We start from the raw sequence: 3284 nt of genomic DNA, 5'->3' as shown, positions 1-3284 counted from the left end.
CTTTTCGGCAAACTCGCACTTTCGTTCGACGTGGGAGCTATTTAGTATTTCATTGCAGCTGATCGGACATGCGATAATCCTCCTGATTCGGTTCGGGAAAATAGTATCGCATGTCCGATCAGCTGCAATGAAATACTAGGTCGTGTCTGGTGAATCGTCGCCCGGCATGTCCTCCTCTAATCCGAGGAAGAAATTCCTTGGGGCTGAAAAGAAATAAGTTCTCCAAGTTATGAACTGACCGATCGTCAATGGAACACGCTGGTTCCGTTCTTTATGAACTGACCGATCATCAATGGAACACGCTGATTCCGTTCTTCCCACCCAACGGCCGCCGGGGAAAGCAATGGAAGGATCACCGGGTGGTCATCGACGGCATCCTCGGGATTTTGTCTGACGGGGGGCGATGGCGAAACTTGCCCGAACGGTTCGGTCCGTGGAAGACGATTTATGAGCGTTTCCGACGGTGGTCGCAAGCTCGTTTATGGGATGTTCTTTTGGACGAACTCCAGCTTCGAGACATCCGGCGAGGCCGGATCAACGGTGAGTTGCGCGCCGTGGACGCCTCGGTGATTCGGGCCCATCAATCCGCGGCCGGGGCGTCGAAGACCGTGATTCCCGTCGGTGAGCCTGTTGATCACGCGTTGGGCCGGAGCCAAGGCGGCTTTGGAACCAAAGTTCATTTGATCGCGGCCATCGAGGAGGAACAAGTCCTGCCGCTGGCGGTGATCGTCAGCCCCGGACAACAACACGAGACGCAGCAATTGATTCCTCTCGCCGAAGCAGTGGCCATCAAGGGAATGTCCCCGGAGAAACTGGCCGGAGACAAAACGTGCTCGGCCAAATGGATCCGGGAATACCTGCTGACGCACGGAGTGGAACCGGTGATTCCTCATCAGAAGAACGAGCCGGGCCGGCGCGGGCCGTTTGACCGGGAGAGTTACCGGTGGCGAAACCTGATCGAGCGGGTCTTTGACCGGCTCAAGTGGTTCCGACGGGTCGCCGCCCGATATGAAAAACTGACCATCCATTATGCCGGAATGTTGAACCTGGCCATTCTCTATCGATTCTTTCTCTGACCGATTCACCGGACACGACCTGGGGTTCATGTATGAGACGGACGCCTTGCCGTGAGATGACTCACACGTTGCTCGGCTGTTGTTTGCCCACAGCCCCGGCGAGTCGTTCCAAGTTCTCGACTGTCGTCTCCACAAACCCGCGGAATTCTCTCATCGCGCGCTCCGTTATCGGATGGCCGGTGTTGTCGGCAGACAATCGCCCAAGGAGATCAGAAAATCCGGCCCCATACACGTACAATTTTCTCTGCGTTTTATCTGCTTTCGTAATTCGATCCTCAAGCGTTGTCCGGGCCGCCCCGTGATACTCTTGCAAAATGCGTTGAAGCTCGGAATGAGCCTCATTTCTGGTCTTGGTGATGTTTTCCAAGATCAGTTTCTGCCATCCCCGGAGCGTTGATTTGATGTCTTCCAGCAGCAGCCCCAGCGCGTCTGCCGCCGCCGCGTGCTCCTTGGCCGCCACACTCCGTGTCAAAGACCGCCGCTGGAGGTTGTCCGAGAGATCCCCCATCAGGAAACGAGCCGCCGAGGCGATGCCACCGAGGCGGCGCTCCTCGGCGTGCGTCCGCCCGGGGGAGTTCATCGTTTCCTGCCAGTGTGACCTGTCAAAGGCGAATTCCGTCAGACGGGCCATGAAAACGTCAATCTCCGACGGGTCCTCCTGGCGAAATTGTTCAAAATATTTCCTCAAGTCCGCATGGAATTGCATCACCTCGGGGTCGGCCTCGCGGGGGGCGCCGGCGGAGCCCAAGCCCAGCCACGATCCCAATCTCGCCAACCGCAATTTCCAACCGTTTGCCCGTTTGCGGGCATCCCGATAAGCGTGCTCCCAGTCGGTGAACTCCAACCGGAACTGCTTGACGGATGCTTCCAGCCCGCGCCCGCGGGAGGCCAACGTGTAATAGTACTCGCCCGTCTTCAGCAAATTTTCGGCCCCGGTCCGGGCGAGACGCGTCAACTCTCGCAGCCGGTTCAGCTCGGCCGGGGGCAGGCTCCGGGGCAGGCTCCGGGCCATCCATTTTTGGAACTGATAATAAGTTTTCGGTTCGGACAGGACGCGGAACGGCCCCGCGGAGCGCCAGGCGAGAGCGATCCTATCCAACTCCGCCCGGATCTTCGACAGGGGGAGGACGGCCGGGTCGGCGGCAGACAAATCCGCCTTCGCGAACGTCCAGTGGTCATACCGGAGAACGCACCGCAGGCCGACGGCCAGCAATTGTTGAAGCAGCCACGTGAGCCGGACGCGCTTGGGGGCGGCGGCCGATCGAATCCTCGACTCCCATTCAGGGTAGTAACGGTTTAACAATTCGGACGTGCGCTCAAACATCCTGCGGTAAATTTTCAGCCAGCTCTCGTTGGACAGGCCACCCCCGCCCCCCGGTCCGTCCGGCGTGCACCGGTGCAGGGCCCGCTCGAACACGGCCAGTTCATCGCGAATGTCCATCGGCCGTTGGATCCGGAACAACCGGCAGAGCAAGATCAGCCCGAACGAGTAGACGTCCGACGCCATCCCGGCCGAGCGGTGCAGCGTCACCCCGAACGCAGACCCGGCCGGCCGCTTCAAGGGCTCGTCAAGTGTCAGGGTCCACTCCCGTTCGGAGTCCCCCCTCACGCGCTCTTTGATCGAGACCCAAGCCGGGTCGCCGCGGCCGGCCGGGGGGAAGGTGAGAATGTCCCCGCGGTTGGGCAGCCACCCCGCCGGCCAGCCGACATGCCCCAACAATCGGAGCGTCGACGGGGTGACGACCCGGACCATGAGCGACAGGGTTCGCATTTGCATTTCGGGGGCGGCGAAATCAACTCGGCGGAGGGGGATACGGTCCCTGATCACCGCGTCGGCGGGCGTGGTTTGGCGTTCGGCATGGCCGAAGTCAATCAGCCGCCAGCGCCCGTCCGCGCCTTCGCAAATGTTGTCGAAGTTGAGGTCGAGGTGAAGCCACCCCGCGTGGTGCACCGCCTCCACGGCCCGCGCCAAGTCACGAAGTTGCGCCAAGACCCGGGTGAGGTCGGCCTCCGAGTCGGCGGCCGACCTCAAACAGTCGTCCGGCCCGGACACGTCTTCCGCATCCAGCCGGGATTGCACCGAGGTCCCGCAGTCGGACAGGATCATCGCGAAACTCGGCTCCGTGACAAGCCCCGCCAGTCCCCCGTCGCGGTCGGCGACCACCCACGGACGGCAAGCCTCCGGGATCGGCCGGCCGTCGGCCGGCG

Annotated in this window: 2 protein-coding genes; one reads left to right on the top strand and one right to left on the bottom strand. The window is 61.2% G+C overall.

The genetic code is table 11. The features are described 5' to 3' along the window. Positions 1-248: 248 nt before the first annotated feature. Positions 249-1076 (top strand): IS5 family transposase, encoded by an 828-nt coding sequence (locus BGIM_RS0100370; RefSeq protein WP_020467869.1) that lies wholly within the window; start codon positions 249-251, stop codon positions 1074-1076. Between the two features lie 61 nt (positions 1077-1137). Here BGIM_RS0100370 and BGIM_RS47835 read toward each other — a convergent pair. After that, a partial coding sequence (locus BGIM_RS47835; RefSeq protein WP_040887373.1) for a lipopolysaccharide kinase InaA family protein occupies positions 1138-3284 on the bottom strand: 2147 nt, incomplete at its 5' end.

This window comes from Zavarzinella formosa DSM 19928 (genome assembly GCF_000255705.1).
In the GTDB taxonomy this organism is placed as follows: domain Bacteria; phylum Planctomycetota; class Planctomycetia; order Gemmatales; family Gemmataceae; genus Zavarzinella; species Zavarzinella formosa.
Note: the sequence above shows the minus strand (reverse complement) of the source record. Positions and strands in the feature narration are given on the sequence as shown.

Excerpts from the sequence above, each read along its gene's own strand:
- BGIM_RS0100370 (WP_020467869.1), top strand. The coding sequence starts at position 249 with ATGGAACACGCTGGTTCCGTTCTTTATGAACTGACCGATCATCAATGG.